Source organism: Methyloceanibacter sp. (assembly GCF_051306395.1).
Lineage (GTDB): Bacteria > Pseudomonadota > Alphaproteobacteria > Rhizobiales > Methyloligellaceae > Methyloceanibacter.
In genome coordinates, this window is record NZ_JBPPND010000118.1 from 1 (window position 1) to 24,857 (window position 24,857).

Genomic DNA, 24,857 nt, shown 5'->3' on the forward strand with positions numbered 1-24,857 from the left:
ATTACTGGCCAAACTTACCTCTAACATATTGGTCTACTTATGTTTTCTCCGCCGCGAGGCGGCCGGGCCGGGCATTATCGTTAACGCCCAGCCCGATCTCAGTTCGCGCGGCGGCTGCTCCCGCAGAATCATTCGATGAGGATGATCTGGAGATTCCCGCGTTTCTGCGCCGCCGCGCGAACTGAGATCGGGCTGGGCGTTAACGATAATGCCCGGCCCGGCCGCCTCGCGGCGGAGAAAACATAAGTAGACCAATATGTTAGAGGTAAGTTTGGCCAGTAATACAGTGTAAGAAACCGTGATTTGTCGCCGTTAAGGCCAAAAGGCTATGGTTCTCAGGAGATTGATGAGCGGAACCAAAAAGGCACAACAAGGCGCCGGTTACACGGTCCGAACAAGTGCCAGGGAGCGCTGATCGATTGGGGGGCTCGGGGTTCTCTCCGGGCTGAGTAGGGAACCAGAAGACGGCGGGGGCCATTGGGGGCCATGAAGGGTTTTATAGGGGCAAGGCAGACCACGCTTGCCAGCGAGATTTCACTCACAGGCACCGGGGTCCACAGCGGAGCGCCAGTTTCCATCACACTTTGTCCGGCTGATGGCGACACGGGCCTACGCTTCCAGATTTCCAACCATGACGCTGACGGGATCGAGATCGCTGCCGACCAGCAGTGGGTCACGGGCGTCACGCTCTGTACCGTGCTTGGCGATGGCAACGGGACCTCTGTCGCGACGGTTGAGCATGTGCTCGCCGCTCTGCGCGGTCTCGGCGTCGACAATGCGCTGATCGAGATCGACAGTGCCGAGGTGCCGATCATGGACGGCAGCGCCGCGCCGTTCGTCGAGGCGATCGACGAGGTTGGCCTGACCGAGCTCGAGGCGCCCCGCCGCTTCCTGAAAGTGCTGAAGCCCATCTGCGTCGAGGAGAACGGCGCGGTCGGCGAACTGACCCCCTATAACGGCTTCCATCTCGACGTCGAGATCGACTTCGAGACGCCGCTGATCGGCAACCAGAAGCTTGCAATTGACGTGAACCCCGGCTCTTTCCGCCGGGAGATCGCCCGGGCCCGCACCTTCGGCTTCATGAGCGACGTGGAGCGGCTGTGGGCGGCGGGCCTGGCTCTTGGCGCTTCTCTTGAGAACACCGTGGCCATCGGCGACGACCGCATCATCAACCGCGAGGGCCTGCGCTTTTCGGACGAGTTCGTCCGCCACAAGGCGCTCGACGCGGTTGGCGATCTCACGCTGGCCGGTGCGCCGCTTCTCGGCTCCTATCGCTCCCGGCGCGGCGGGCATCGTTTGAACGCGCTGGTGCTGAAGGCCCTGTTCGCCGATTCCGAGGCGTGGACCATGGTCGAAGCTCCGCGCTACCGCGAAGTGCGCCACGCCGAGCTCAGCCACCGCTTGGCAGCCGCCAATTTCGCCGCCGACCGGAGCTAGCCGGAGCCTTTCGAGGACGGCATCAACTGGGATTCGGTCCGTCGCGATCCGGCGGCCACGCATGGCCCGGCGCAGGGCCAAAAAACACCATAATCCGGGGGTTTGCTGGGGCGCTGGGCTTCGCGCTTGCGGCGGGCGGGATTTGCGCGCAAAGACCAGGTGAATACGGGGCGTTGTGAGGGGGAAGCATGTCCGGACCTGTCGAGCCGTCAATGGCGCCAGCGCAGCCTGAGCCGCGCCTTCGCGCGATTCGCGCCGCGTTCCCGGCCACCTTGCTCCTCGCGGGCCTACTGCTCGGCGGTTGCGGCTCCATTTTCGGCAGCGACAAGGCGGAGCTCGTGAACAACGATCCGCCCAACGTGATCTACGGCCAAGCCGAGAAGATGGTCGACGAGGGCGACTACGAGAAGGCCGCTCGCCAATACGAGAAGGTCGACATCAACCATCCTTATTCGCAGGAAGCGCGCCGCTCAATCGCTATGGCGGCCTATGCCTACTACAGGGCCGGCAAGTATGACGAAGCGGTCTCCGCCGCAGACCGCTACCTGACTCTCCATCCGGGCACGCAAGAAGCCGATCTGGCGCAGAACATTATCGCCATGTCCTATTACGAACGGGTGCTCGACCCGAAGCGTGACCAGACCTTCGCCCGCCGCTCGCTGGCCGCCTATGATAAGCTTCTGCAGCGCTACCCGAACTCGCGCTACGCTGCCGAAGCGGCCAATCGCGCGCGAATCCTGCGCGATCTGATCGCCGCGAGCGAAATGCAGGTCGGCCGCTACTACTTGCACCGCGACAACTATCTCGCGGCCATCAACCGTTTCCGTACCGTGGTCAGCGAGTATCAGACCACGGCGCAAGTCGAAGAAGCCTTGATGCGTTTGACCGAGGCTTATATGGCGTTAGGCATCGTCAACGAGGCCCAGACGGCCGCCGCCGTGCTCGGCCACAACTTTCCGGACAGTGAGTGGTACAAGCACGCCTACGGTCTCCTAGGGAAGCGCGGCCTAGAGCCCCAAGAGCACGAGGGCTCCTGGATCACTCAGACCTGGAAGGGCAACGGACAGGCCTGACGGGCGCGCCATGCTAGCCGCTCTGTCGATCCGCGATATCGTTCTCATCGACAAGCTCGATCTGGCGTTCGGCGCCGGGTTGTCGGCTCTCACCGGCGAGACCGGCGCCGGCAAGTCCATCCTGCTCGATGCCTTCTCGCTCGCCATCGGCGCTCGGGGCGACGCCTCCTTGGTGCGCCGCGGGGCCGAGCAGGGGCAGGTGACCGCAACCTTCGAGCTTGCACCCGATCATCCCGTCCTGGCGCTCCTCGCCGGGAACGATATTGCCCTTGAGGACACGCTCATCCTACGCCGGGTCCAGGGGGCCGACGGGCGGAGCCGCGCCTTTATCAACGACACCAGCGTCAGCGTGCAGCTGTTGCGGCAGGTGGGCCAAGCCCTGGTCGAGATCCACGGCCAGCACGACGAGCGCGCCCTGATCGATCCGAGCGGCCATCGCGATCTGGTGGATGCGTTCGGCGGGCTCAGCGGTGATGCAAGGCAGGTTGAGGCGCTCTATGACGCCTGGCTCGTGGCGGATGCGGCGCGCGGGCGGCATGAGAGCGAGATCGCCGCCACCCGCGCCAATGCCGACTATGTCGCTCACGCGCTGGAGGAGCTGCGCGCCCTGAACCCGGAGGCGGGCGAGGAAGAAGCTCTGGCCGAGAAGCGCCAGTTGATGATGAACGCCGAGAAGATCGCCGCCGATCTGAATGAGGCGCTGGATGCGCTGCAAGGGGAGGGCACCGCCGGCGCACGGTTGGCTTCCGCGCTGCGGCGCATCGAACGCCAGGCGGCAAGCGGCGGCGCGCTGCTGACCGGCGTGACCGAGGCGTTGGAGCGTGTCATGAGCGAGACCAACACCGCTCGCGATAAATTGGAGGAAGCGCTCGCGGCCACCGCCTTCGAGCCCGCCGATCTGGAGCGCGCCGAGGAGCGACTGTTCGGCTTGCGTGCGCTCGCCCGCAAGCACCGGGTTCAGGTGGACGACCTGCCGGGCCTCACCGCCCGCCTGGAAGCGGAGCTTGCCGCCCTCGATACCAGCGAAGGCCGTGCCGCGAAGCTTGCGGAGCAGGCGAAGGCCGCTCGCAAGGCTTACGAGGCCGCCGCGCTCGCGCTGAGCAAAGCCCGCGCGAAGGCGGCTAAGAAGCTCGACGCGGAGGTGGCGAACGAGCTCGCCCCCTTGAAGCTCGAAAAGGCGCGCTTCGTCACCAATATCGACACCGTCGACATGGCCGAAGGCGGACCGTCCGGCATCGACCGCGTCGCGTTCTGGGTCGCCACCAATCCCGGCACAGAGCCCGGCCCGATGCTGAAGGTGGCTTCCGGCGGCGAGCTGGCGCGCTTCATCTTGGCGCTCAAAGTGGTGCTGGCCGCCCGGGGCTCCGCGCCGACGCTCATCTTCGACGAGGCGGATTCCGGCGTCGGCGGCGCGACGGCCTCGGCTATAGGCGAGCGCCTGGCCGGGCTTGCCGCGAAAGTCCAGGTGCTGGCCGTGACCCACGCGCCGCAAGTGGCCGCGCTCGCCCACGGGCATCTGATGATCGCTAAGGAGGCGATGCACGGACCGGGAGGAGAGACCATGGCGACCCGCGTCGCGGTGCTTGAAGGCACGCACCGCCGCGAGGAAATCGCCCGCATGCTGGCCGGCCAGACCATCACCGACGAGGCCCGCGCCGCCGCCGACCGCCTCATGAGCAAGTCGGCGTAAGAGTCTGAAATCATGAGCAAGGCAAAAACGAAAAACGACGCGACCCTGGTGTCGAAGCCGGTCGCGGACCTCACCGAGACCGAAGCGACGCAGGAGCTCGCGCGGCTCGCCAAAGAGATCGCCCATCACGACGCGCTCTATTATCGGAAAGACGAGCCGGAGGTCTCCGACGCCGCCTATGACGCGCTGCGGAAGCGCAACGAGGCAATCGAGGCGCGCTTTCCCCATCTCGTGCGCGACGACAGTCCCTCCCTCAAAGTTGGCGCCGCCCCTGTCGAAGCCTTCGGCAAGGTGGTCCACCGCGTGCCCATGCTGTCGCTGGGCAATGTGTTCGATGACGAGGGCGTGCGCGACTTCATCGAGCGCGTGCGCCGCTTTCTCGGCCTCGATGCGGACGCCGAGCTCGCCTTCACCACCGAGCCCAAGATCGACGGTCTCTCCATCACGCTGCGCTACGAAGGCGGGCGTCTGGTGCAAGCCGCCACCCGCGGCGACGGCTATGAGGGCGAGAATGTCACCGCCAATGTCCGCACCATCGGCGATATCCCCGAGGCCGTGAAGGCGAAGAACTTCCCCGATCCGTTCGAGGTGCGCGGCGAGATCTATATGAGCCACAGCGCCTTCCAGGCACTCAACGCGGAGCAGGAAAAGGCCGGCAACCGGCTGTTCGCCAATCCACGCAACGCGGCGGCCGGCTCGCTTCGCCAGCTCGACTCAAAGATCACCGCCGCGCGGCCCTTGCGCTTCTTCGCCTATGGCTGGGGCGAGGTGGCGAAGCTCCCCGCCGGCACCCAGTGGGGTGTCTATGAGGCCATGGTGGCATGGGGCTTTCCGCTCAATCCTCTGGCCAAGCTCACGAGCTCCGTGGACGAGATGCTGGACACCTATCGCGAGATCGAGGAGGGGCGGGCCGGGCTCGATTACGACATCGACGGCATCGTCTACAAGCTCGACCGGCTCGATCTTCAGGAGCGGCTGGGCTTCGTCTCGCGCTCGCCGCGCTGGGCCATCGCCCACAAATTTCCCGCCGAGAAGGCGACCACGGTCCTGCGCGACATCGAGATCCAGGTCGGGCGCACCGGCGCGCTGACCCCTGTCGCCAAGCTCGAACCGGTTACGGTCGGCGGCGTCGTGGTGCAGAACGCCACACTTCACAACGAGGACGAGATCGAACGCAAAGACGTGCGCATCGGCGACACGGTGATCGTCCAGCGCGCCGGCGACGTCATTCCGCAGATTCTCGGAGCGGTTCAAGACAAGCGGCCTAAGGGCGCGAAACGATTCAAGTTTCCGGATGTGTGCCCCGCCTGTGGCAGCCATGCAGTGCGCGAGGTCGACGAGAAGACGGGCAAGCGCGATGCGGTGCGCCGCTGCACGGGCGGGCTCATTTGTCCGGCGCAGCGGGTCGAGCGGCTGAAGCATTTCGTCTCGCGCAACGCCTTCGACATCGAAGGGCTCGGGGAGAAGCGCATTCAAGAGCTATACGATGACGGCACCATCCAATCGCCGCCGCGAATCTTCACGCTCGCCGAGAAGGACAAGGCGGCGGTGGGCAAGCTCGCCGAGCGGGAAGGCTGGGGGGAACTCTCGGCGCAGAAGCTGTTCGCGGCGATCGAGGATCGGCGCAACATCCGCCTCGACCGCTTTATCTACGCGCTCGGCATTCGCCATGTGGGCGAGATCACCGCACGCTTGCTCGCGCGCAATTACGGCACGGCGGAGAATTTCCTGAAATCCATGCTTGCGGCGGGCAAAGAGCGCGAAGGCGAGGCCTTCGCCGAGCTCGACAATATCGAAGGCATCGGCCCGGCGGTCGCCGCGGCCATCGCCGACTTCTTCGCCGAGCCCCACAACGTCGAAGTTGTCGAGGAACTCCTCGACCAGGTGAGCCCTCAGCCCCTCGAAGCGGTGGACCATGGTTCGCCCGTCTCCGGCAAGACCGTGGTGTTCACCGGCACCTTGGAGCAGATGACGCGGTCGGAGGCCAAGGCCCGCGCCGAGCGTCTCGGCGCCAAGGTCGCGGGCTCGGTCTCCAAGAACACCGACTTTGTGGTGGCGGGGCCGGGGGCCGGCTCGAAGCTCAAAAATGCCAAGGAGTTGGGAGTCGAAGTCCTAACCGAAGACGAATGGCTCAAGCTGATCGAATAACTCATCCGTAGCGCAGCTTCATGCGGATGATGGTGAGCGCGAGCGCCAGCGTGATGGCATTCGCCGCCATGATCGGCCAGTTCCATATCAAAATGCCGAACACCAGCCACAGCGCCACGCCGCTTGCGAACACCACATACATCTGCAGCGAGATCGCGCGCGTCTCCTTGAAGCGGATGATGTGGAGCGCCTGCGGTACGAAGGCGACCGTCGTCAGAGTGGCCGCCACGGCCGACACGAGCGTTTCCATGGAAGCCTCCAAGGTTGTCATTTCCGCGAAAGCGGGAATCCAGGAACCCCTGGCCTTCGCCAACGGCCCCGGCCGTCGTTACTGGATTGCCCGGCCCTTCGCCCGCCGAAGGCTTGTCGCAGAGTCATTCGACTTCATGCTTCGGGCCGCAGGCGGGTCAAGCCGGGCAATGACAAGCGGCAAAATTGCGTCAGCCGATCTTTTGCGTCGCGTGCCGCAGCCAAGGCCGGTCGTCGCTCACGATCAGCGGCTCGATCTCCCGCCGCACCCGCGCGTGATAGGCGTTCAGCCAGGCAAGCTCCCAGGGCTGGAACTGCTTCGGATCGATCAGCCGCCGGTCGAAGGGCACGAGCGTCAGCGTCTCGAAGCCCATCATCTCCCGCTCACCGCCTTCGATCTTCGTAAGCGGCGTGACCAGGATCAAATTCTCCAGCCGGATGCCGTATTGCCCTTCGCGGTAATAGCCGGGTTCGTTGGACAGGATCATGCCGGGCTCCAGCACTTCGGAGCCGAGCCGCGATAGGCGCTGCGGTCCTTCATGCACCGACAGATAGCTGCCGACGCCGTGGCCCGTGCCGTGGTCGAAGTCGATGCCGGCGTCCCACAGCGGCCGGCGTGCGAAAGGGTCGAGGTCCTGGCCGCGCGTGCCCTTGGGAAAGCGCGCCGTTGCGATGCCGATATGCGCCCTCAACACCAGGCTGTAGCGGCGCTTCATCTCCGCCGTCGGCTTGCCCACGGCGACCGTGCGCGTGACGTCCGTGGTGCCGTCCGCGTACTGCCCGCCGGAATCGATCAGATAGAGCGTGTTCTTGTCGAGCACGCGCTTAGAGGCGTGTGTCGGCCGGTAATGCACCACGGCGCCATGTGGTCCGGACGCCGAGATCGTGTCGAAGCTGATATCCTTGAGCTGACCGGACTGGCGGCGGAAATCTTCGAGCTTCATCGCCGCGGAGACCTCGTCCACGCGGCCCGTTTCCCCGATCTCGTCGAGCCAGGCGAGAAAGCGCACCATGGCCGCGCCGTCGCGAAGATGCGCGGCCCGCGCGCCGGCGATCTCCGCCTTGGTCTTGGTCGCCTTGGGCAGCGTGCAAGGATCGTTGCCGGCAACGTATTTGACGCCGTCAACCTCCAGCGCCTGCGCGAAGCGCATCGCCGCGGAGTCGGGATCGAGCCGCACCTTCGCCTTCTGCTCGGCGAGCGCCTTCAGCGCGTCGTCCAGCTCATCGGGCTTGGCGATGTCGGTGATGGACTGAAGGGTCCCGCGCATATTCTCGCCGACCTTGGCCGGATCGATGAACAGGGTGGGGCGACCTTCCTTCGGCACGATCGTGAAGGCGAGCGCGACCGGCGTGTGCTTGATGTCGCCGCCGCGGATGTTGAACAGCCAGCAGATTGAGTCCGGCGCGGTCAGGAGCACCGCATCCTGGCCGTCCTCCTTGAGCGTCTCTTGCACCTGCGCGATCTTCTCGGCCGCGCTCTTGCCCGAGAACTCGATCGAGTGGTGAAAGATGCCCGCCATCGGGGGCCTCGGGCGTTCCTTCTCCCAGAGCTTGTCGATGGGGTTCTCCGGCACCGGCGTCAGGCGGATGCCTTCGGCGCTGAGCGTCTTGGTGAGCCGGTCGATCTCCTTGATGGTATGCAGCGCCGGGTCGTAGCCCACCGCGTTGCCGCGCACGAGCGTCTCTTTGAGCCAGCTCGACGGCTTGGCTTCTGGAACCTGAAGCACCTCGAAGATATCGGTATCGACCTGCTTCGGCGCTTGCAGGATATAGCGCCCATCCACGAAAAGCGCCGAGCCCTTGTCGGTGACGATGGCCACGCCCGCCGAACCCGTGAAGCCGGTGAGCCAGGCGAGCCGCTCCTCGCTGGGAGGCAGGAACTCGTTCTGGTGCTGATCGCTGTGGGGAACCAGGAAGCCTTTCAGGCGCCGCGCCTTCAACTCCCGCACCAATGCCTTGACCCGGTCGCCGCTGGCCGCCGGGACTTTGGCCTCATCGAAACTCTGATACATGGCAGGCTTTGTAAGCCGAAGCGACGCTCCCGATCAATCGGACAAAACGCTTGTGCTGCCACGGCCCAGCACCAGGGTGGCCCATCCATCGAGAAGGATTCGCTTTTCCCGGGTGAAACCGTGGGCGCCGTAGCGCGCTTCGATGCCGGCCGCCTGGTCCGCGGTCACCCCTGAAAGGATGGCGTAGCCGCCCGGTTGCAGCGTGCGGGCCATAGCCGGCGCCAATTCATAGAGCGGCGCGGCCAGGATATTGGCCACGATCAGGTCGGGCTTCAGGCGGCGAAAAATGGGATGGGCCAGCCCTTCGGCGACGAAGGCGTGGATTTGCTGAGAGAGGCCCGCTTTCCGCGCATTGTCCTTGGCGATGGCGACCGCGACAGGATCGGTGTCGGTCGCCACCACGGGCCGGTCGAACGCCCGCGCCGCGGCGATCGCCAAAATGCCCGTACCGGTGCCCAGATCGAGCACGAGGTCCGGTCGCCCGCGTTTCGCCAAGTCATCCAGCGCCAGAAGACATCCGCGCGTCGAGGCGTGATGCGCCGTGCCGAAGGCCTGGTCGGCGTCGATCTCGATGGTGAAGCGGTTGCGCGTGATCTTGTCTCGGTCGTGGCTGCCGTGAATGAGGAAGCGCCCGGCACGCACCGGCCCGCGCTGCCCCTGCGACACGGTCACCCAATCGGCGTTCGGCATGTCTTCGACGCTGAGCGGCGTGACCGCATCGCCCTCCGCCGCCTTGCCGATCAGCGTGTTCAGCGCATCCTCGTCCGGCCGCGCGCCGTAGAGAGCGGACACTTCGAACCGCCCATTGCCCAGATCGAAATAGCTGACCGACAGCGCTTGCGGGTCCTCCGCCTCGTCGAGCGCCCGCGCGATGCGGCCGGCGGCCGGCGGCCCCGCCTCCACGGTCGCGCGAAAGGTGGACGAAGCTTCTTGGGGACCCGTTTCCATGGTGCGGAAACTTAGAGGAGGGCTCTTGGTCCGCCAAGAAAGCTTCACTGCGCACCCCGAGAGCGCTATTGCGTCTCGGTGCGATCCTCGGCTGCCGCGCCGAACGGCGTGGCGAAGCACACCTGCGTGGCGGCCTCATGGGTACACGGGGCGGTCGCCGGCGATCCGCAGACCGAAGCGAGCTTCGCCTCCGCCACGCACGTGCCCTTCGGCCCGCGCCAGCCTGGGCCGCCTTTGCAGCCGCAGCCCTTGCAGCTGCAACCCGGCGCGGCCGCCGCCGCGGGAAATTGCACCATTGCGTAGGGGATGAACGACATGGCGACAAAAAGTGCCGTAACGACGAGACGCATGATCAACACTCCCTCTGAGAACAGAACGGGATCAATGTACACTATTTGTTCTCATAAGGGAAGGTCCTAACCGGCCCGGATATTCAACGCCTCGACCGCCTCCCACAATTCGTCCACGGCGGGATCGCTCACGCCAAGCTCGGCGAGTTGTTTTCGTACGCCTCGGATGTAGTCGTAGTTTGACCCGGCGATGCCTTCCGCCTGCACGATCATTGCCGCGCGTGTCTGAAGTGAAAGCCCGTCCTCGATCAGGCGCGGCCCATCATAGATGTAGGTGAGCGCCCCGACCGTCGTCTCGGGCAACGCAACGGAGACTTCCGTCGCCGCACAGGTCTCCCGGGCGCAGAGATAATCCTCGATATCCGCGCGCGCGGCATCCTCGAATGCGAAGGCGACGCCGCGGCACGTGCCGGTCCGTGTCAAATTCAGCGTCAGCCCTGGACGGGAACGCGTCCCCCAGCGCTCCAGCGATTTCTTGTTGAAGATGCGGCTGTAGCCCGGAAGGTCGGCCGGCATGCGTTTGAGACAGCCGTAAGCGGTCTCCCAGCCGTCCCACATCAGAGAGCCATAGCCGAACAGCCACATGGCGCCAGCCGTCACACCCGCTCGACGAATGTATCGACCACCTTCTTGCGCCCGGCCTTCTCGAAATCGACCGTCAGCTTGTTGCCGTCGATCGAGGCCACGCGGCCATAGCCGAACTTCTGGTGAAAGATGCGCTCGCCCACATCGACGCCCGAGCCTTCGGCCGTGCTCGCCGCGACCAGCGTCCCGTCGATAGTCAGCGGCTCGCGGCGCGGGCCCGCGTTCCCGCGCTGGCGATTGCGCTGCGCCCGCTGCCACCCCGGCGTGTCGTAGAAGCCGCTCGCGAAGAGAGTCTCCGCCGTATCGAACCGGCTCGGCCCATAGCCGCGCGTCCCCTTGTCCTCGGCGACCTGCACATGCTCATGCGGCAGCTCGTCGATGAAGCGCGACGGCACCGCCGTCTGCCACATGCCGTAATTGCGCCGGTTCTGGGCGAAGGTGATCTTGGCGGTCTTGCGCGCCCGCGTAAGCCCGACATGAGCCAGCCGCCGCTCTTCCTCCAGCCCAGAGCGTCCCGCCTCGTCGAGGCTGCGCTGATGGGGCAGGAGGCCTTCGTCCCAGCCGGGCAGGAACACGGTATCGAACTCGAGCCCCTTGGCCGAGTGCAGGGTCATCAAGTTGACCCGGTCGGTGCCTTCCTCGGTGGCGGCATCCATCACCAGCGACACATGCTCCATGAAGCCCGCGAGCGTGTCGAACTCGTCCATGAAGCGGATCAGCTCTTTCAGGTTTTCCAGCCGCCCTTGCGCCTGCTGTGAGCGGTCGGCCTGCCACATGCCGGTGTAGCCGGACTCATCGAGGATCAGCTCGGCAAGCTCCGTATGTCGCATCCCGTCGACCAGCGAGCGCCACCGGTCGAAGGCGGCGATGAGGTCGGCCAACGCTTTGCGCGGTTTCGGCTTGAGTTCTTCGGTTTCGACGATCAGCCGCGCGGCCTGCATCAAGGGCACGCCGCTGGCCCGCGCGAGCTGGTGCAGGGCTTTCAGCGTGGCCTCGCCCAACCCCCGGCGCGGCACGTTGACGATGCGCTCGAACTTCAGGTCATTGGCCGGGTTCAGCGTCACCTCGAAATAGGCGGTGGCGTCGCGGATCTCCTGGCGCTCGTAGAAGCGCGGGCCGCCGATCACGCGGTAGTCGAGGCCGAGCGTGATGAAGCGGTCTTCGAAGGCGCGCATCTGGAAGGACGCGCGCACCAGGATGGCGATCTCGTTTAGCGTATGGCCCTGGCGCTGCAGCTGCTCGATGTCCTCGCCGATGACGCGCGCTTCTTCCTCGTCGTCCCAGCAGCCTTCGACCACGACCTTGTCGCCGTCGTCGCCGTCGGTGCGCAGCGTCTTGCCGAGCCGCCCTTGATTATGCGCGATGAGTCCGGAGGCTGCCCCGAGGATATGCGCGGTCGAGCGGTAGTTGCGTTCTAAGCGAATGACTTTGGCGCCGGGAAAGTCCGTCTCGAAGCGCAGGATGTTGTCCACCTCCGCGCCCCGCCAGCCATAGATCGACTGGTCGTCGTCGCCCACGCAGCAAATGTTGTTGTTGCCCTGCGCCAGAAGCCGCAGCCACAGATATTGTGCGACGTTTGAGTCCTGGTACTCGTCCACCAGCATGTAGTGGAAGCGCTGCTGGTATTTTTCGAGCACGTCCTGGTGCTCCTGGAACAGCCGCAAATTCTCCAACAGCAGATCACCGAAATCGGCGGCGTTCAGCTCCTTCAGGCGGCGCTGGTAGAGCGCATAGAGATCGCGTCCCTTGCCGTTGGCGAAGCCGAAGCTCTCGCCGTCCGGCACGCGCTTCGGCACAAGCCCGCGGTTCTTCCAGCCGTCTATCATCGCCGCGAGCAGGCGCGCCGGCCAGCGCTTCTCGTCGATGTTCTCCGCTTCGAGCAATTGCTTGATCAGCCGGATCTGGTCGTCGGTGTCGAGCACCGTGAAGGATGGCTTGAGATCGACCAGCTCCGCGTGCCGGCGCATGATTTTGACGCCGATGGCGTGGAACGTGCCGAGCCACGGCATGCCCTCCACCACGCCGCCGATCAACTGGCCGACGCGGCTCTTCATTTCGCGCGCCGCCTTGTTGGTAAAGGTCACGGCGAGGATCTGGGATGGCCGCGCACGTCCCAGGCTGAGCAGATGCCCGATGCGCGTGGTCAGCACGCGGGTCTTGCCAGTCCCGGCGCCCGCCAGCACCAGCAGTGGCCCCTCCAAGGTCTCCACCGCCTCGCGCTGCTCTTCGTTCAGCGCATCGAGATAGTTGTCGGGGCGCCGCCGCATGGCCCGTTGCGAGATCGGCAGCATCTCTTCGGATGCGGTCTCAGGCTCGTCCTCCGGGGGGAGGGCCTCGGCGGCGGTTGCGCGAATCTTGGCCATGAAGCAGAACTATAGCACCCGCAGGCCCGGCGAAAGAAAGGCTGGCGGGACCGCGCGCCGCACCGATCGAACCTCGAGGCCCGTCCTGAGCATGACGCCGACCAATATGCCCGGCAATACCGGCAGGCCCGGAGGAGGCACGAGCTTTTCCCGGCTTGCGTCCTTCAGCAAATCGTCGTTGAGCGAACCGTGGGTGGGGGCGGCGTTTCTCATCGTCAGTTTCGTCGTGGCTCAGATTCTGGTGGTGGCCATGCACGTGCAGACGACGAGGATGTGGGCCGGCATTTCCGAGGTGCAGCTCGCGCGCGATCTCTATCGGGAATTCTACGACCGGGACAAAAACTACCTGAAGGTCGCCAATGCCATCGAAGGCTGCCAGACGCTATATAAGAGCGATGGCGGCAAATTCAGCCATCTGCAGATCAATGAATATCTCGGCTTCTTTTCCGATCTCGGGCTGTTCCGGGATAGAGGCCTTCTCAGCGACGAGCTGATCGGCCATTTTTTTGGCGCGTTTATCGTCGAGGCCTATGAATACCCTGAGCTCAAGACCTATATCTCTCGCATCCGCAAGAATTTCGAGCAGCCCGAGGCGTTCGAGGACTTCGAGAAAATCGCCAAAGCCGTCGAGAGTGACCCGCGCTTTGCGCGCCTCGCCGACTTCGCTCAAACAATGTGCGCCGAGAAGCCAGAAGGAAACTAGGGCCATGAAGACGGTCCTCACCGTATCCCTGATTGCCTTTGCCCTGTTGGGCGCCCCTGCCGCGTCCCTCGCCACCGAGACCGGTGCGGCCGAAACCGAACCTCCCGTGGTCCCCGACGGCGATCCCGCACCGCCTCACGCGAATGGCGAGCAGGCGGACGCGCCGGAGCCGGCCGACGATCAGGCCGTCTCCGACGAAGACATCATGAAGAACTTCACGCGCCACCGCCCTGGCGCCTGCCCCGAGGGGCCTCCCTGCAAGGTCGAAGACTGAGCGGCGTCCTCGCGTCTGCGTGCGTATCAGCCACAGTCACGGAATTGTTTCTCCGTCGGTCTCCGTAAGACTTGCGGGCCTGCGCGCGGAGTGGCAAAGGAAGTTTTGGCCGAGGGTTAACCACAATTTGGAGGTCGGAATGCTTCGGGTTTTCAAGGCAGGCTTGGCGGTGCTTGGCTTCGCCGTATTGTTTCTCGGTGGACTTCAGACGGCGAGCGCCGCTTGCCAGTTGATCAAGGCGACCAACAGCGCCGAATCGAAGGCATCCGCGGCCAGGGCCGCGTATGCGAATGCCATCGATACGGCGAACCAGGTCAAGCGTCAGCGCGGCTGGAGCTACGTGACCTTGCGGCCCCGCAAAGTCACGCCGGACCCGTTCTGGAAGGCTGTGCGCCCGGTTGTCACATCCGACATGCTGCTCAAGCCTGATGTCGTGACCTCCAAGACCTACGCCCAGTGCTGGAAGGGCGTGGTCGTGCCGTATGTGTGCACCGCTGGCGCCGTTGCCTGCGGCAACTAGCACTTCACTTCTTTCATAAACGCGTCGTCATCGCCGGATCTCCTTGGGAGCCCCAAGTTGTGAGCCCAAGGGAGCCGGACGATGACGCGTGCGTGACGAAGTGCGCCTCACGCCCGCCACATCCCTTGCTAAGCTGAATGCATGCACCAGCTAACAGGAATGAGCGAGGTTTTGACTCAGTCTCCGCGATACACGCTCGGTGAGCGCCTGGCCGACCGCACGATCCACGTCATCGGTGTTGCCGCCAGCGTCATTGCGCTCATCGTGCTGCTCGTCATCGGCATCCGTAACGAAACCGCGCTGATGGTAGCGGGGCTCGCCATCTACGGGCTGGCCCTGGTGGCGACGTTCGGCTGCTCGGCCGGCTACCATCTCGTGGTGCGCCCCAAGGTGAAGGAGATCATGCGCCGGTTCGACCACGCCGCGATCTTCCTGATGATCGCCGGCACCTACACGCCCTTCGTCCTGCTGAAAATGAACGACGCCTGGGGGCTCGGCCTGCTCGCCGTGGTGTGGTCCATGGCGGCGATCGGCATCGCCATCAAGCTATTCTTCCCGCGCTTCCTCGATGGGCTGTCCACGGCGCTCTACCTGGTGCAGGGCTGGGCGGTTCTCGCCGCCTGGGAGCCGTTGCACGCAGCACTCCCCGCCGGCGTGCTTACCCTGCTCATGGTCGGCGGCGTGCTCTACACGGTCGGCGTGGTGTTCCATCTGTGGAACCGGCTGCCGTATCAGAACGCCATCTGGCACGGCTTTGTGCTGTCGGCGGCGAGCTGCCACTACGCGGCGGTGATCGGCGTCGTGCGCGTCGCCTGAGCCAGGGGCAAAACCTGGCAAAACCTGCCTGATTTTGTTCAGAAACTGATTGTAAACTATGCGCCATGACCACCCTCATGGCAGAGGCGGGGGCGCGCCCGGCCGCGGAAGACAAGGAAGCCTTGTTCGCGCGCCTTTCCGCGCGTTTCGGCGACCGCTTCTCGCGCAGCCAGGCTCTGCGCGAGCAGCACGCCAACACGCTCACCTGGCTCAAAGTCCAGGCGCCCGACGCCGTGCTGTTCGCCGAGACCACGGAAGAGGTGGCTGAGGCTGTTAAGGCCTGCGCCGCGGTCCGTTTGCCCGTGATCCCGTTCGGCACCGGCACGTCGCTCGAAGGCCATCTGAATGCGCCGCTAGGGGGATTGTCCCTCGATCTTTCGCGCATGAACGGCATCCTCGCGGTGCACGAGGCCGACCTCGATTGCACGGTTGAGCCTGGTGTCACGCGAAAGCAGCTCAACGCGTATTTGCGCGAGACCGGGCTGTTCTTCCCCGTGGACCCCGGCGCGGACGCAAGCCTTGGCGGCATGGCGGCGACGCGCGCCTCCGGTACCAACGCCGTGCGTTACGGCACCATGCGGGATCTCGTGCTCGGCCTGACCGCGGTGCTCGCCGACGGCCGTATCGTCACCACCGGGGGCAGGGCGCGGAAATCCGCGGCCGGCTACGATCTCACCCGGCTTCTGATCGGCTCTGAGGGCACGCTCGGGGTCATCACCTCGCTGACGCTGAAGCTCTACGGCATTCCGGAGACCATCCTCGCCGGCGTTTGCACCTTCGACACCCTGGAAGGTGCCTGCAACGCCACCATCGCCGCGCTGCAGATGGGCTTGCCGCTGGCCCGCATCGAGCTTCTCGACGAGGTGCAGATCCGCGGCTGCAATGCCTATTCCGACCTCACCCTGCCTGAAAAGCCGACATTATGCCTGGAATTCCATGGCACCGAGGCCGGCACCCGCGAGCAGGTGGAGATGTTCGCCGGAATCGCCAGCGGCGAAGGCGGCGGCGAATTGGATTGGGCCGAGCGCCAGGAGGACCGCAACCGGCTCTGGCAGGCGCGCCATGACGCCTATTGGGCGGCGCGAGGCTTAAGGCCCGGCGCGGACCTGATCGCCACGGATGTTTGCGTGCCGATTTCCGCCCTCGCGGCCTGTGTCGCGGAGACGAAGCGGGACATTGAGAGACTGGGGCTGCTCGCCCCCATCGTGGGCCATGTGGGCGACGGCAATTTCCATGTCATGCCCCTGATCGACCCGGCCGATACCAAGGAACGCGCCAATGTTCAGGAATTCCTCGACCGCCTTGCGGAGCGGGCCCTCCGCTTCGAGGGCACCTGCACCGGCGAGCACGGGGTCGGCCAGGGAAAGATCGTTTATTTGGCGGCGGAACACGGACTAGGCGTCGACGTGATGATTGCCATAAAAAAGGCGCTCGATCCGTTGAATATCCTCAATCCTGGCAAGATTTTTGCGATACCATGATGAGGCGTCGCGCGCGCCGGAATTGGCTCGCATCCTTGTCGCTTTGCGCGGGGATTATGCGCCCGCAACCGAGCCCTAGGCAGAGACATCGGTGAATTCGCTTCTGCTCACACTGACGGCGTTGTTGATCCTGGTGCTGAGCGCCCTGTTCGCTGCACCGCTCTTCATCGACTGGAACGACTATCGCCCCGCCTTCGAGGAGCAGGCAAGCAAGCTGCTCGGCCGCGAGGTCAAGGTGGGCGGCGAAGTCCATCTCATCGTACTGCCGGCGCCGCAGCTGAAATTCGACGACATCAGAGTGGCGAACGAGGACGGAAGCCTGGAGAAGCCGTTCCTCGAGGCGAAGTCTCTCGAGGCGAAGATCGACGTGGGGTCGCTTTTGACCGGCGCGGTCGAAGCGCACCAACTCACCATCGTCGATCCCATTCTGCGCCTCGAACTGAAAGCCGGCGGGACCGGGAACTGGGGCGACGTGGGGCGCCCCGGCGTGCCCGTTCCCTTTGCGCCGAAGGACGTGCTGCTGGACTCCGTGCGTGTCAGCGGCGGCACGATCGAGATCGTCAAGGACGGCGTGCTGAAATTCGTCTTCAATGACATCGACGGCGAGGCGAGCGCGACCTCACTCTCCGGTCCCTACAAGGTTTCCGCCGAATACGATTACGAAGGCCGCCGCCAGTCCATTCGCTTCTCCACCGGAGCCATGGATCAGATGGGTCAGTTCCGCTTGAAGGCCGCATTGCGCGATCCCGACCGTTCGACGACCTACCAGTTCGACGGCGCGGTGACCGGGCTTGGCGCCACCCCCGCCTATGACGGCACCGTCCTCATGCGCATGACCAATCTCGATGCGCTGGCCGACGCGGCCGTCGAGACGGAGCAGGACACCGACTTTGAGGCCGAAGCCCAAGCGCCGGATGTGGCGGCGCCGAGCAGCCCGCGCGACACGGCGTCGTTCGTGGAGCTGAAAGGTCCGCTCAAAGCCTCGCCCGACGGCGCCGCGTTGCCCGACTTCGATCTCACCATTCACGCCGCCGGGCGTCCGCAGATTCTCAAAGGCAGCCTCGACCTGGACTTCCGGCCGCCGTTCAAGGCGGAAGGCAAGCTGGCGGCGCGCTGGATCGATCTCGATGCGCTGTTCGGCACCACGGGCGAGGATAAGAAACCGTCGCCCGCCGCGGTGCTCTACATGTTCGCCGAGTGGGTGCTCGAAGAGGCGGGGAAGATCGGCCAAGGCGCGCTTACCTTCGACATCGAGCAGGCGGGTCTCGGCGGCGATCTTGCCGGCGGTCTCGACATGGCCCTGGTGAGCCACGACGGCGGCGTCACCATCGAACGGCTGAAGGCCACGCTCCCGGGCGGCAATCGCGTCTCCGTCTCGGGACGCTTGCGGGACGGCGACTTCGGACCGCTGTTCTCAGGCCCCGTGGAGATCGACGGTTCCGGCTTGCGGGCGCTCACGCGCTGGGCGGCCGGTGACCGCGGGATGACGGGCCAGTCGGTCGGAGACTTCTCTGCGTCGGCCTTCGCCACGATCGGCGATGGGGAGATCAAGCTCGCCGACGTGCTCGGCGAGGTGAGCGACACCAAATTTCGCGGGCGGTTCCACTATCAGGCCGGCGAAACCAATCTGATCGACATCGATCTCGACAGCGACCGCCTCGACTTGCGCGAGGTGCTGGGCGATGGGCCGCTCTGGCATGCGTGGCTCTCCGCCAAAGGCAACGAGGCGGCCCAGAAGCAAGCCTCGAACACCGAAGACACGAGCCTGCTCAAGCAGCTGCGCGACGACAACGTGCGCGCGACGCTGAAAGTGAACGAGCTCCTGTTGCCTGACATTCCCTCGGGCAAGCTCGATGCGAAGCTCTCCCTGGTCGACGGCACGCTGGATGTAGAGGCGCTGGAGTTTCTGGCGCCGGGCGCCATCGCGCTTGGCGGCAAAGGCCGCATCGCCAACCTTGCCGACGCGCCGACCGGCCGCGTGGACCTGACGCTCCAGGCGCAGACAACAGATGCCTTGCGCGTCCTCACCGACATTTTCGGTTTCTCGGAATAGGTGAGCAAATCTAAGCAGCTCTCCGCCCTTGCGCCGCTCGACCTCCAGGCCGGGCTGGTGGCGGCGCGCGACGGCGAGACCACCAGGACCTCGCTGGAGCTGAGCGGCCAGGTCGGCGGGTCCGACATTGCCCTTGTGGCGCGCGCCAAAGGCGCGCCGGCCGAGCTTGCCGATGCGGAGATCAATGTCGGGGGCAGCGTCACCGGCGAGAAGCCGCAAGCGCTGCTCGTTCTCCTCTTTCCAGACCTGCCGCAAGACAGGCTCGCCGCCGCGGCCGGCGCCCAAGGCACGCTGTCGGTGACGCTTGCGGGCGTGCCGAGCAAGAAACTGACGGGCCGGGCCACCCTGGAAACCGGCGCCATGCAGCTTGCCTTCGAAGGGCAGGGGGCGCTGCAAGACGACGGCGTTGCGTTGAACGGTTACGCGTCTATCGCAACGCAAGACGCGAGCCTCGCGCTGCCGCTCCTTGGTCTCGATGCGCCGCCCAGCGCCAACGCGGTGCCGCTCACGTTGAGCGCCAACGTGACGAAGAAAGCCGGCGCCATCGATCTCGACTCCGTCAAGGCCAACGTCGCCGGCGATGCCATCGAAGGCAGCGCCCATTTCGAGCGCGACGGGGTCACCACCAAGTTCAAGATCGCCGCCAATGCGGAGCGCGTCTCGCTGCCGGCGGTGCTGGGCGTCCTCGTGGCCTGGGAGCGCACGGCCTCCACCGAAGAGATGCTGGGCTCGGTCAGCGCCGATGCCGCCGAGGTTTGGCCCGCGCGGGGCTTCGCCCTCGATCTGGTCGACAACGCGCAGGGCGACATCACGCTCAACGCCAGGACGTTGATCCTCGGCGCGCCGTTCCAGGTGGCGGACGCCACGCTCAATGCCCGCGTCGACAACGACGGGCTCGCGATCACGGACCTCGACGGCCGATTGTTCGGCGGCGCCTTTGCGGCCTCGGGCGCCCTGTCGCCGCGCGGCAACGGCGCGGCGCTCACCGCCAAGGCGGATTTGAAAGGCGGCAGCCTTGGGGCGCTGTCCGAGGCGGTCGCCGGCGAGAGTCTCGCCGAAGGCCCGTTCGACGTCGCCTTCTCCGTGCAAGGGGAAGGCTTGAGTCCGCCGGGCCTTGTCGCGGGCTTAAGCGGCAAGGGCACGCTCGCGCTTGGCGAAGGCGTGCTGACAGCCATGTCGTCCGAGCCCTTGCGCAAAGTCGCGGCCAAGGCCGCCAAGACCACGATCAAGGCAACCAAGGCGGAGATCGACGCGGACACCGAGAAAGTTCGCAACACGCTGACCAAGGGCACATACGGCTTTGCGCCGGCCACCTTCGCGCTCGACATCAAGAACGGCACGTTGCGCCTTGCGCCCACCACGCTGGCGGGGATAGGCGCCGAGGCGGACGTCAACGCCTATGTGGAGCTCGCGAGTCTCAAGCTCGACAGCGAATGGCAGATGCGTCTGACGGGGCCTGGCAGCGAGAACGTTCCGCCGGTCAGCGTGGTCTTCGCCGGGCCTCTCGATGAGGCGGGCGCCATCGTTCCCGCCGTCGATACGGCCGCGATTGAGAGCTACCTGACGATCCGCCGCCTCCAGGAAGACGTCGAGCGTCTCGAGACGCTGGATGTGAGCGGGCGCCGGCCCCAGCACCAGCCTCAGCCCCAGCAAGACAGCGCGGCGGAGGAGAGGGCAGCCGCGGAAAGGGCTGCGGCGGAAAGAGCCGCGGCGGAAAGAGCGGCGCGGGAGAAGGTTGAAGGCGAGGCGAAGGCGGCGGCGGAGCAAGAAGCGGCCGAAAGAGCGGCTGCTGAAACCGCGGCCAGGCTTGCTGCGGAGAAAGCCGCGGCAGAGAGAGCGGCCGCCGAACAGGCCGCAGCTGAAAGGGCTGCCGCAGCGGAGGCCGCCGCTGAGGCAAAAGCGGCGGCCGAGGCCGAAGCCTCCGCGGAGAGAGCGGCAGCGGCCGAGAGGCTTGCGGCGGATAAAGCCGCCGCTGAGAACGCGTTCGCCGCAGAAAGGGCTGCGGCTGAACAGGCTGCGGCCGAAAGAACAGCCGCGGAGAAGGCCGCGGCCGAAGCAAAAGCCGCCACGGAGAAAGCCGCCGACGAGAAGGCTGCTGCCGAGCAGGCCGTCGCCGAGAGAGAAGCTGCGGAAAAGGCTGCGGCCGAAGCGAAACTTGCCGCCGAGAAGGCCACGAAAGAGCGCGCCGCGGCGGAAGCAAGAGCGGCAGCCGAGGCTCAGGCCGCCGCTGCCGCCAGGGCCGCGGCCGAGAAAGCGGTCAAGGAACGCGCGGCGGCGGAAGCGAAAGCTGCCGCCGAGAGGGTGGCCCGGGAGCGGATCGAGGCGGAAGCGAGAGCTGCCGCACAGCAGGCCGCCGCGGAAGCCAATGCCGCTGCCGCGGTGCCGGAGGTCTTGCTGCCGTCGGCGCAGCCCGCGCCGCAGATCAATCCCGATGGCACCGTCGAGGATCCCATCGCGGACATCCTCGCGGGCGATACCGCCGCGGACGCCACCGACCCGAACGCCCTCGGTGCGGAGACCGCGGTCGAGGAAGCGCCCGCGCCAGCCCCGCGCCGCTCTCGGCCCAAGCGCACCCGCCCGGACGACTGGAAGAAGAATTACAGCATCTTCGGCGGCGGCTTCTAGGACGCGCCGCCCGTTCCTTGGCTTTGCTCCAGCACGTAAAGGCGAATGTCGGCGGAAAGGCTCACCGAGTCACCGGCCTTCTCGGCGCGTGCTTTGTCGATCTCGCCGACGAGGCCGGCGACCGACTTCCCTTGTGCCTTGGCGATCTCCGCCAGCGCCGTCCAGAACGGGTCTTCCAGGGAGACGCTGGTCCGGTGCCGGGCGATGGTGAGCGAGCGCTTGTTGCGGGCCGTCGTCATGAGCGGAATACCCGTCACTTCTTCGGCGCCACCATATCCTCCGGTTTCACCAGCCGGTCGAAGTCGTCCTCGTTCACATGACCGAGCCTGGCGGCTTCCTCGCGCAAGGTGCTGCCGCGCTTGTGCGCATGCTTGGCGATCTCACTCGCCTTGTCGTAGCCGATATGCGGGGTCAGCGCGGTGACGAGCATGAGCGAGCGCTCCATGTGCTCCTTGATTCGCTCGCGGTTGGCCTCGATGCCGGTCACGCAGTTCTTGGTGAAGCTGTCGGCCACGTCGCCGAGAAGCCTGATCGATTGCAGCAGCGCGTAAGCGAGCACCGGCTTGAACACGTTGAGCTCCAGATGCCCTTGGCTGCCGGCGAAGCTCACGGTGGTCTGGTTGCCCATGACCTGCGCGCAGACCATGGTCACCGCCTCGCATTGGGTGGGATTCACCTTGCCGGGCATGATCGACGACCCCGGCTCGTTCTCAGGCAGGAGCAGTTCGCCGAAGCCTGAGCGCGGGCCGGAGCCGAGTAGCCGGATATCGTTGGCGATCTTGAACATGGACGTGGCCACCGTGGTCAGCGCGCCATGGGCGAAGACGAAGGCGTCGTGACCGGCAAGCGCCTCGAACTTGTTCTCGGCGGTTACGAAGGGAAGCTTGGTCATCTCCGCGACCTTCTTGGCAAAGGTCTCCGCGAAGGCCGGGTGTGTGTTCAAACCCGTGCCTACGGCGGTGCCGCCCTGGGCCAGCTCGTAGAGCCCGTGCAGCGACATCTTCAGCCGCTCGATGCCGTGATCGATCTGCGCCGCATAGCCGCCGAATTCTTGGCCCAGAGTGAGGGGAGTGGCGTCCTGCATATGCGTACGCCCGATCTTGAGCACATCCTGAAACGCCTCAGCCTTTTCTTTGAGCGCCTGGTAGAGTCGGGAAAGCGCTGGATTGAGCCGGTAGGCGATTTCTTCGGCGGCCGCGATGTGCATCGCCGTGGGGAAGGTGTCGTTGGAGGACTGGCCGAGATTGACGTGATCGTTGGGGTGAACGGGGGATTTGGTGCCGAGCTCTCCACCGAGAATCTCGCTGGCCCGATTCGCGATCACCTCGTTCAGGTTCATGTTGGTCTGGGTGCCGGAGCCGGTTTGCCAAACCACCAGGGGAAAATGACCGTCCAGCTTGCCGTCCACGATCTCGTCCGCCGCGGTGGCGATCGCCTCCGCCAAGGTCTTGTCCAGGCGCCCGAGCTCCAGATTGGTGAGCGCGGCGGCCTTCTTCACCAGCGCCATGGCGCGGATCAGGGGCTTCGGCATGTGCTCGTCGCCGATTTTGAAGTTCTGGCGCGAACGCTCGGTCTGCGCCCCCCAATAGCGGTCGCCTGGGACCTTGATCGGCCCAAACGCGTCCGTTTCGGTGCGGGGTGTGGCGGAAGACTGGGGGCCATCGGCTAAAGGCATGAGTGTATTTCCCTTTTTGACAGTCTTGGCGTCCTGGCAGCCCGCGCGCTTTGGCGGGCGCCTATCGGGCGATTTGGGCCTAGGCTATACCATCGCGATCACAGATGAGAGAACTGGGCTTGTGGCGAAGTGTTTCGCGGCGGCCCGCGCCGGGAGGCCAGGCAAGGAAGGCGAGTGACGGCGGCGTCTACACACATTGCACTGCCCGCGTCCCAGGCGGCTGGGGTGCCCGTGGCCTTTGCCCGGCTCGCGGCGGTCCTCGTCTGCGTGATCGGCGAGGTCGTGCTGGCCATGTGGCTCAAGATCATCCCTGCCGGCGCCCTTCCGAGCCTTGTCGGGATGACGCCCCTTGCCGCGCTCGGAATCATTGTCGCGGGGCTCGGCCTGCTTTGCCTGACCTTTAGGAGGATCAGGATCCTCGCGCGGCTGATCGGCCTGTTCCTCGTTCTCGCCGGGGTCGTCCTGTTGGGCCAGGGTCTGTTGGGCGTCGATTTCGGCCTCGACCGGGCCCTGATCGCTCCTGGGTTCGCGCCGGGGGGCGCGATAGCAACCTCGACCGCGCCCGGCCTCACGGGAGCGCTGGTCTTGTTCGGGCTTGCGCTGCTTTACGCCAAGCGCGGTCCCGCGCTGTCGATTTTTGCGCAGGCCATTGCCTTGATCATGCTGGCGCAGGTTCTGATCGTGGTCGCCGGCCACGTCTACGGCGTCGATACCAGCGAGTATCCGTTCCCGTTCACGCCTTTGACCGCCTACGGTGCGGCAAGCGTGGTGCTTCTCGCCGTCGGTTTCATTGCCGCATCGCCGGAGCGCGGCATCGCCGCGGCGATCGTCGAGCAATCGCCCGCGGGCGAGATGCTGCGCCGGCTTCTCCCCGGCATCCTCGTCCTGCCGCTGGTGATCGGCTGGTTCGTGCGCCAAGCCGAGCTGCACGCGTTTTACGACAGCGCCGCGACGCTCGCCATCTTCGCCGTGGCGAGCATCGTCGTGCTCGCCGTGTTCGCCTGGGCCGCGCTCGGCGCCGTCAGACGCGCCGACCTCGAACGTCAGGTGGCGCTGATGGATTTACGCGGCCAGCGCGAGTGGCTCTCCACGACGCTGGGCTCGATCGGCGACGGCGTGATCGCCACCGACCCGAGCGGCAGCGTGCTGCTGCTCAACAAGGTCGCCGAGCAGTTGACCGGCTGGTCGGCGGCGAATGCCCGCGGGCGGCCCATTTGGGAGGTGTTCCGCGTCGTCGACGAGGTCACGCGCAAGTCCGTGGACGATCCGGCGCTGAAAGCTCTGCGCGAGCGCACGGTCACGCGCCTGGAATCGGGCGGCATGCTCCTCACCCGCGACGACAAGGAGTTGCCGGTCGAGCATTCCGGCGCGCCCATCGTCGGCTATGACGGCACGCTGGCCGGCTCCGTGCTCGTGTTCCGCGACGTGACCGAAAGGCGGCGCACGGCGCAGCGCCAGACCATGCTCGTCGGCGAGCTCAACCACCGGGTCAAGAACGCGCTGGCCATCGTGCAGTCCCTGGTCCAGGCGAGCCTGCGCCAGGCGTCCAACCAATCCGCGCAAGCCATGGCCCAGACCCTCGCCGAGCGGCTTCAGGCCCTGCACCGGGCCCACGATCTTCTCCTGGAATCGCAATGGTCGGGCGCCAGCCTGAAAGCCATGGTCGACCGCGAGCTGCAGCCCTATCAGCGCGAGGACGGGCCGAAGATCACCATCAAGGGGCCGGATGTGCTGCTGCCGCCGCAATGCACCTCGATCCTCGCCATGACCTTGCACGAGCTTGCCACCAATGCCGTGAAATACGGGGCGCTGTCGCAGAACACCGGCCAGCTCGGCGTCAGCTGGCGGACCGGGC

The 24,857-nt window shown here is 65.7% G+C and carries 20 protein-coding genes; 12 read left to right on the forward strand and 8 right to left on the reverse strand.

Annotated features, from left to right (window positions below):
- Positions 1-486 precede the first annotated feature (486 nt).
- The 4 genes from lpxC to ligA all read left to right on the forward strand — a co-directional run bounded on the left by lpxC (position 487) and on the right by ligA (position 6,348).
- Positions 487-1,437 (forward strand): UDP-3-O-acyl-N-acetylglucosamine deacetylase, encoded by a 951-nt coding sequence (lpxC, locus tag ACSLE4_RS06450; RefSeq protein ID WP_435903657.1) that lies wholly within the window; start codon positions 487-489, stop codon positions 1,435-1,437.
- A gap of 188 nt (positions 1,438-1,625) precedes the next feature.
- A complete protein-coding gene (locus ACSLE4_RS06455) occupies positions 1,626-2,510 on the forward strand; it encodes an outer membrane protein assembly factor BamD (RefSeq protein WP_435903658.1) in 885 nt (294 codons plus the stop codon).
- A gap of 10 nt (positions 2,511-2,520) precedes the next feature.
- Positions 2,521-4,200 (forward strand): DNA repair protein RecN, encoded by a 1,680-nt coding sequence (gene recN / locus ACSLE4_RS06460; RefSeq protein WP_435903659.1) that lies wholly within the window; start codon positions 2,521-2,523, stop codon positions 4,198-4,200.
- 12 nt (positions 4,201-4,212) lie between these two features.
- Positions 4,213-6,348: an NAD-dependent DNA ligase LigA gene (gene ligA / locus ACSLE4_RS06465; protein ID WP_435903660.1), complete on the forward strand. Its 2,136-nt coding sequence runs from the start codon at positions 4,213-4,215 to the stop codon at positions 6,346-6,348.
- A 1-nt stretch (position 6,349) separates the two neighbouring features.
- Here ligA and ACSLE4_RS06470 read toward each other — a convergent pair whose 3' ends face one another.
- The 6 genes from ACSLE4_RS06470 to ACSLE4_RS06495 all read right to left on the reverse strand — a co-directional run bounded on the left by ACSLE4_RS06470 (position 6,350) and on the right by ACSLE4_RS06495 (position 12,855).
- Positions 6,350-6,598: a SemiSWEET transporter gene (locus tag ACSLE4_RS06470; RefSeq protein WP_435903661.1), complete on the reverse strand. Its 249-nt coding sequence runs from the start codon at positions 6,596-6,598 to the stop codon at positions 6,350-6,352.
- Between the two features lie 190 nt (positions 6,599-6,788).
- Entirely contained in the window at positions 6,789-8,609 is a 1,821-nt protein-coding gene (locus ACSLE4_RS06475; protein ID WP_435903662.1) for an aminopeptidase P family protein, read from the reverse strand.
- A gap of 33 nt (positions 8,610-8,642) precedes the next feature.
- Positions 8,643-9,557 (reverse strand): 50S ribosomal protein L11 methyltransferase, encoded by a 915-nt coding sequence (locus ACSLE4_RS06480; protein WP_435903663.1) that lies wholly within the window; start codon positions 9,555-9,557, stop codon positions 8,643-8,645.
- A gap of 65 nt (positions 9,558-9,622) precedes the next feature.
- Positions 9,623-9,907 carry a hypothetical protein gene (locus tag ACSLE4_RS06485; protein WP_435903664.1) on the reverse strand — a complete coding sequence of 95 codons (285 nt, stop codon included), beginning with the start codon at positions 9,905-9,907 and terminating at the stop codon, positions 9,623-9,625.
- Positions 9,908-9,973: 66 nt separating this feature from the next.
- Positions 9,974-10,507 carry a gamma-glutamylcyclotransferase gene (locus tag ACSLE4_RS06490; RefSeq protein WP_435903665.1) on the reverse strand — a complete coding sequence of 178 codons (534 nt, stop codon included), beginning with the start codon at positions 10,505-10,507 and terminating at the stop codon, positions 9,974-9,976.
- On the reverse strand, positions 10,504-12,855 hold the full coding sequence (locus tag ACSLE4_RS06495; protein WP_435903666.1) for a UvrD-helicase domain-containing protein: 2,352 nt from the start codon (positions 12,853-12,855) through the stop codon (positions 10,504-10,506). Before ACSLE4_RS06495 ends, ACSLE4_RS06490 begins: the two co-directional genes overlap by 4 nt.
- A gap of 178 nt (positions 12,856-13,033) precedes the next feature.
- Here ACSLE4_RS06495 and ACSLE4_RS06500 point away from each other — a divergent pair, with 178 nt between their 5' ends.
- The 7 genes from ACSLE4_RS06500 to ACSLE4_RS06530 all read left to right on the forward strand — a co-directional run bounded on the left by ACSLE4_RS06500 (position 13,034) and on the right by ACSLE4_RS06530 (position 21,327).
- Entirely contained in the window at positions 13,034-13,558 is a 525-nt protein-coding gene (locus ACSLE4_RS06500) for a DUF4760 domain-containing protein (RefSeq protein ID WP_435903667.1), read from the forward strand.
- A gap of 4 nt (positions 13,559-13,562) precedes the next feature.
- Positions 13,563-13,832 (forward strand): hypothetical protein, encoded by a 270-nt coding sequence (locus ACSLE4_RS06505; protein ID WP_435903668.1) that lies wholly within the window; start codon positions 13,563-13,565, stop codon positions 13,830-13,832.
- 139 nt (positions 13,833-13,971) lie between these two features.
- On the forward strand, positions 13,972-14,352 hold the full coding sequence (locus ACSLE4_RS06510; protein WP_435903669.1) for a hypothetical protein: 381 nt from the start codon (positions 13,972-13,974) through the stop codon (positions 14,350-14,352).
- Positions 14,353-14,523: 171 nt separating this feature from the next.
- Positions 14,524-15,168 carry a PAQR family membrane homeostasis protein TrhA gene (gene trhA, locus ACSLE4_RS06515; protein WP_435903670.1) on the forward strand — a complete coding sequence of 215 codons (645 nt, stop codon included), beginning with the start codon at positions 14,524-14,526 and terminating at the stop codon, positions 15,166-15,168.
- 65 nt (positions 15,169-15,233) lie between these two features.
- Positions 15,234-16,649, forward strand: coding sequence for an FAD-binding oxidoreductase (locus ACSLE4_RS06520; protein ID WP_435903671.1), 1,416 nt, complete (start codon positions 15,234-15,236; stop codon positions 16,647-16,649).
- A 91-nt stretch (positions 16,650-16,740) separates the two neighbouring features.
- Positions 16,741-18,702 (forward strand): AsmA family protein, encoded by a 1,962-nt coding sequence (locus tag ACSLE4_RS06525; protein WP_435903672.1) that lies wholly within the window; start codon positions 16,741-16,743, stop codon positions 18,700-18,702.
- On the forward strand, positions 18,703-21,327 hold the full coding sequence (locus tag ACSLE4_RS06530; RefSeq protein ID WP_435903673.1) for an AsmA family protein: 2,625 nt from the start codon (positions 18,703-18,705) through the stop codon (positions 21,325-21,327).
- On the opposite strand, the gene ACSLE4_RS06535 is transcribed toward ACSLE4_RS06530, so the two are convergent.
- Positions 21,324-21,584, reverse strand: a complete 261-nt coding sequence (locus tag ACSLE4_RS06535; RefSeq protein ID WP_435903674.1) for a ribbon-helix-helix domain-containing protein — start codon at positions 21,582-21,584, stop codon at positions 21,324-21,326. The genes ACSLE4_RS06530 and ACSLE4_RS06535 overlap by 4 nt on opposite strands.
- On the reverse strand, positions 21,581-23,002 hold the full coding sequence (fumC, locus tag ACSLE4_RS06540) for a class II fumarate hydratase (RefSeq protein ID WP_435903675.1): 1,422 nt from the start codon (positions 23,000-23,002) through the stop codon (positions 21,581-21,583). The genes ACSLE4_RS06535 and fumC overlap by 4 nt, the downstream gene beginning before the upstream one ends.
- A gap of 174 nt (positions 23,003-23,176) precedes the next feature.
- On the opposite strand from fumC, the gene ACSLE4_RS06545 reads away from it, so the two are divergent.
- A partial coding sequence (locus tag ACSLE4_RS06545; protein ID WP_435903676.1) for a sensor histidine kinase occupies positions 23,177-24,857 on the forward strand: 1,681 nt, incomplete at its 3' end.

What these genes read in the sequence shown, in the direction of transcription:
- lpxC (WP_435903657.1), top strand. Translation starts at nt 487, where the DNA reads ATGAAGGGTTTTATAGGGGCAAGGCAGACCACGCTTGCCAGCGAGATT.
- ACSLE4_RS06455 (WP_435903658.1), top strand. Translation starts at nt 1,626, where the DNA reads ATGTCCGGACCTGTCGAGCCGTCAATGGCGCCAGCGCAGCCTGAGCCG.
- recN (WP_435903659.1), top strand. Translation starts at nt 2,521, where the DNA reads ATGCTAGCCGCTCTGTCGATCCGCGATATCGTTCTCATCGACAAGCTC.
- ligA (WP_435903660.1), top strand. Translation starts at nt 4,213, where the DNA reads ATGAGCAAGGCAAAAACGAAAAACGACGCGACCCTGGTGTCGAAGCCG.
- ACSLE4_RS06470 (WP_435903661.1), bottom strand. Translation starts at nt 6,598, where the DNA reads ATGGAAACGCTCGTGTCGGCCGTGGCGGCCACTCTGACGACGGTCGCC.
- ACSLE4_RS06475 (WP_435903662.1), bottom strand. Translation starts at nt 8,609, where the DNA reads ATGTATCAGAGTTTCGATGAGGCCAAAGTCCCGGCGGCCAGCGGCGAC.
- ACSLE4_RS06480 (WP_435903663.1), bottom strand. Translation starts at nt 9,557, where the DNA reads ATGGAAACGGGTCCCCAAGAAGCTTCGTCCACCTTTCGCGCGACCGTG.
- ACSLE4_RS06485 (WP_435903664.1), bottom strand. Translation starts at nt 9,907, where the DNA reads ATGCGTCTCGTCGTTACGGCACTTTTTGTCGCCATGTCGTTCATCCCC.
- ACSLE4_RS06495 (WP_435903666.1), bottom strand. Translation starts at nt 12,855, where the DNA reads ATGGCCAAGATTCGCGCAACCGCCGCCGAGGCCCTCCCCCCGGAGGAC.
- ACSLE4_RS06505 (WP_435903668.1), top strand. Translation starts at nt 13,563, where the DNA reads ATGAAGACGGTCCTCACCGTATCCCTGATTGCCTTTGCCCTGTTGGGC.
- ACSLE4_RS06510 (WP_435903669.1), top strand. Translation starts at nt 13,972, where the DNA reads ATGCTTCGGGTTTTCAAGGCAGGCTTGGCGGTGCTTGGCTTCGCCGTA.
- ACSLE4_RS06520 (WP_435903671.1), top strand. Translation starts at nt 15,234, where the DNA reads ATGACCACCCTCATGGCAGAGGCGGGGGCGCGCCCGGCCGCGGAAGAC.
- fumC (WP_435903675.1), bottom strand. Translation starts at nt 23,002, where the DNA reads ATGCCTTTAGCCGATGGCCCCCAGTCTTCCGCCACACCCCGCACCGAA.